4 protein-coding genes and 1 pseudogene are annotated in these 2,568 nt (G+C 41.4%); 1 reads left to right on the top strand and 4 read right to left on the bottom strand.

All coding sequences use genetic code 11. The annotated features are described in order from the left end of the window. Positions 1-103: 103 nt before the first annotated feature. From A3762_RS08465 to A3762_RS08475, 3 genes are all read right to left on the bottom strand, one after another. Positions 104-571, bottom strand: a complete 468-nt coding sequence (locus A3762_RS08465; RefSeq protein ID WP_068754955.1) for a prenyltransferase — start codon at positions 569-571, stop codon at positions 104-106. 134 nt (positions 572-705) lie between these two features. After that, positions 706-915, bottom strand: a complete 210-nt coding sequence (locus tag A3762_RS08470; RefSeq protein ID WP_068754957.1) for a cold-shock protein — start codon at positions 913-915, stop codon at positions 706-708. 405 nt (positions 916-1,320) lie between these two features. Then, positions 1,321-1,560, bottom strand: a complete 240-nt coding sequence (locus A3762_RS08475; protein ID WP_156493342.1) for a hypothetical protein — start codon at positions 1,558-1,560, stop codon at positions 1,321-1,323. A 192-nt stretch (positions 1,561-1,752) separates the two neighbouring features. On the opposite strand from A3762_RS08475, the gene A3762_RS08480 reads away from it, so the two are divergent. Further along, entirely contained in the window at positions 1,753-2,028 is a 276-nt protein-coding gene (locus tag A3762_RS08480) for a hypothetical protein (protein WP_068473085.1), read from the top strand. A 96-nt stretch (positions 2,029-2,124) separates the two neighbouring features. Here the strand turns inward: A3762_RS08480 and A3762_RS08485 are convergent. Then, positions 2,125-2,433: pseudogene (locus A3762_RS08485) on the bottom strand (antibiotic biosynthesis monooxygenase). Positions 2,434-2,568: the final 135 nt, after the last annotated feature.

The following is a 2,568-nucleotide window of genomic DNA, read 5'->3' on the forward strand; positions in this document are numbered from 1 at the left end:
CAAAATGGTAGCAGAAGAGTTAGATAAGTGAGTTGATCATAAGCCGCGATCACTGAGAAGTTTCCGGCGACCATAACAATTCCAAATCCTGCGCCGGGCGCAATCAAGCATACCCATGGTAATCGATTAATCCATGGTGAATACAAGGCACCAAGGCAATACCAGCTATTCCAAGCGGTAGAAGTATGAGGCCTACAGAATAAACAAAATACAAACCGATCAGTGCAGTAAGACTTAGGCTGACTAACCCAAGGATGAGAGCATGCTTCAGAGCGCTAGGATTATTTGGAAGAGCGCCACTGCCTCCACTAAAAGGCGTGCGTTCAGTCTTAAGATCAAGACCAGATTTAAAATCGATGTATTCGTTCAGTGAATTGACGCTAGCATGTGCCAGAAGAGCTGCAGCAAATATTAGAATGAGGTCGATCAGTTTAAAACTATACCCAGCCTGATAAGCCAAACTTAACCCCAATAAAACACAGACTGGCGCTAAGATAAGAAAGGGTGGTCTGGTTGTTTGAATGGCGCTTTGTAGTTTCGAAGGGCTAGGGTTTTGTAGGTTGACAGACATGGAGGCTCATCCACTGTTTAAGAGTTTTAAACTCGTTACATGAGCTGTTTATATTAGATAAGAGATCAGTAGATGTTAAACAAAAAAGGCAAACCGTTTAGTTCGCCTTTTTGCTGGATCGTAAACAGTATTAATTACTGTGGAACGATGTTCTCAGCTTGTGGGCCTTTCTGGCCTTGTGTTACTTCAAAATCAACTTTTTGGCCTTCAGCCAATGTTTTGAAGCCTTCGCCTTTGATTTGACGGAAGTGAGCGAAAACGTCTGGGCCATTGTCTTGAGCGATAAAACCAAAGCCTTTAGTTTCGTTGAACCATTTTACTGTACCAGTAACTGTATTAGACATATCTATATCCTGAAAAAAATCAATTAAAACGCCTGTATGCGGCAAATGTGCTGGAAAAAACAAACTGGGCGTAACAACTGCAGGACGAGGAATACGAATAACAACGACATGTAGGATGTAAATACACGGTGTGTCTTACTAGCTGAGGCGAACTCTATACATACATTGATCAAAAGTCGATCAAAATTTTGTGTATTTTTATTCTTGCTCGTATCCCCAATTATGGAACTAAAACGACTCAATAATTGGTTCGTTTCCTTTGATGCCAAAAACAAACAAACCCGCAGTAATCAAAGCCGTCGCAAGTGTCGAACCCCAAGCGATAAATTGAATAGCGCCACCCCATGCAGACCATTCCCCGCTTATGCCGTAGTAAAGAAGGAATAAACAGCCGCCACCATCTGACTACGCCAACATAAATGGGGTCATTAAACGCTTGCCTTTTAGTGAGGCTTGTAAGCCCATGAAGTAACCAACGCATAATGCTAAATAGGCCCAACCCAGCATACGAATAAACATGTAGCTATCTTGTGCAGGAAACCCGAATTGCTCTAAAACAGACGCTGGAAAAAGTAAGAGAGGGATGCACCAAACCAACACGGTGCCAAGAATTTTAAAGATAAGAACTTTGCTGAGATGACTCATAAATAAGTTGATCATTGGTTAGTGATTAAAGTGATCCTATGAGATTTGCATAAGTTTTTTAGCTTCAAAAAATAGAAATCCGGTTTCGCTTTCTTTGGAGGGAAGCTTGTTGAAATAAAACGAGAAGCAATTCACTTGCGATTTAAATAATAACGATTATCATTTGTATTACTGTAAATAGGAGAAGATACGATGGGATATTACATATATGCGTGGTTAGAGGAAGGAAATCCGAACTTAGAGATCGTCGACGCTGAGTCAAAGCGAACGTGTATGAGGTGGGCCTACTCTGAAGCACGTCAGAAAGGAAACGTCGCAGATAAGAATGAAATTCAGAAGTTATTTCGGCAGCTATTGCTACTCACATGTCAGCAAGAATTGAGTAATTGCCGGGTGTTTGGGATGCAAGATGTATTTGGCGACCCCGAATTAATGCTATTGGAAAGGATTGATCGCTGTGGATATTAACTCAGCTATGTACATAGCTATATCTGCCACTTGGAGTTTAAGGGATATGCAGTAGACTGCTTTTCGATATCAGTATTCTAGTTGTGTGATTACAAGCTAAATAACGGCTGCATAGCACTCTAATTGAGGAGGACTGACATGTAGCTCTTTTGAAGATGGGCCGCCCGCATTTGCATGCGCTTTACGAAAAGCTTCAGATTTGGTCCATGCGCGAAATGCTTCTTCCGACTCCTAAACTGCACGTGATGAGATCAAGGTGTATTCTTCGGTAGTTTCGCCTTGCAGTAAATTAAACGATTTAAATCCTAGTACCTCGCTTAGAAAGGAATCGCGATTCTTCCAGATCTCGATAAAGTCTTTCTCACAACACAGTTTGATTTTGAAGCGGTTCATTGCGATGTACACGTTTGTACTCCTAAGCTATTTATTAAGGACAAAGACTACGCCTTGTTATTGGTTGAGGTGAAGTTCTTTTTGAAGTTTGTTGGTGAGGTTTAAAGAGGCTAAGCGATGTGACTCGCTGAGATAATAACGCAGCTC

It is taken from the genome of Oleiphilus sp. HI0125, from assembly GCF_001635355.1.

Excerpts from the sequence above, each read along its gene's own strand:
- A3762_RS08480 (WP_068473085.1), top strand. The coding sequence starts at position 1,753 with ATGGGATATTACATATATGCGTGGTTAGAGGAAGGAAATCCGAACTTA.
- A3762_RS08470 (WP_068754957.1), bottom strand. The coding sequence starts at position 915 with ATGTCTAATACAGTTACTGGTACAGTAAAATGGTTCAACGAAACTAAA.
- A3762_RS08465 (WP_068754955.1), bottom strand. The coding sequence starts at position 571 with ATGTCTGTCAACCTACAAAACCCTAGCCCTTCGAAACTACAAAGCGCC.
- A3762_RS08475 (WP_156493342.1), bottom strand. The coding sequence starts at position 1,560 with ATGAGTCATCTCAGCAAAGTTCTTATCTTTAAAATTCTTGGCACCGTG.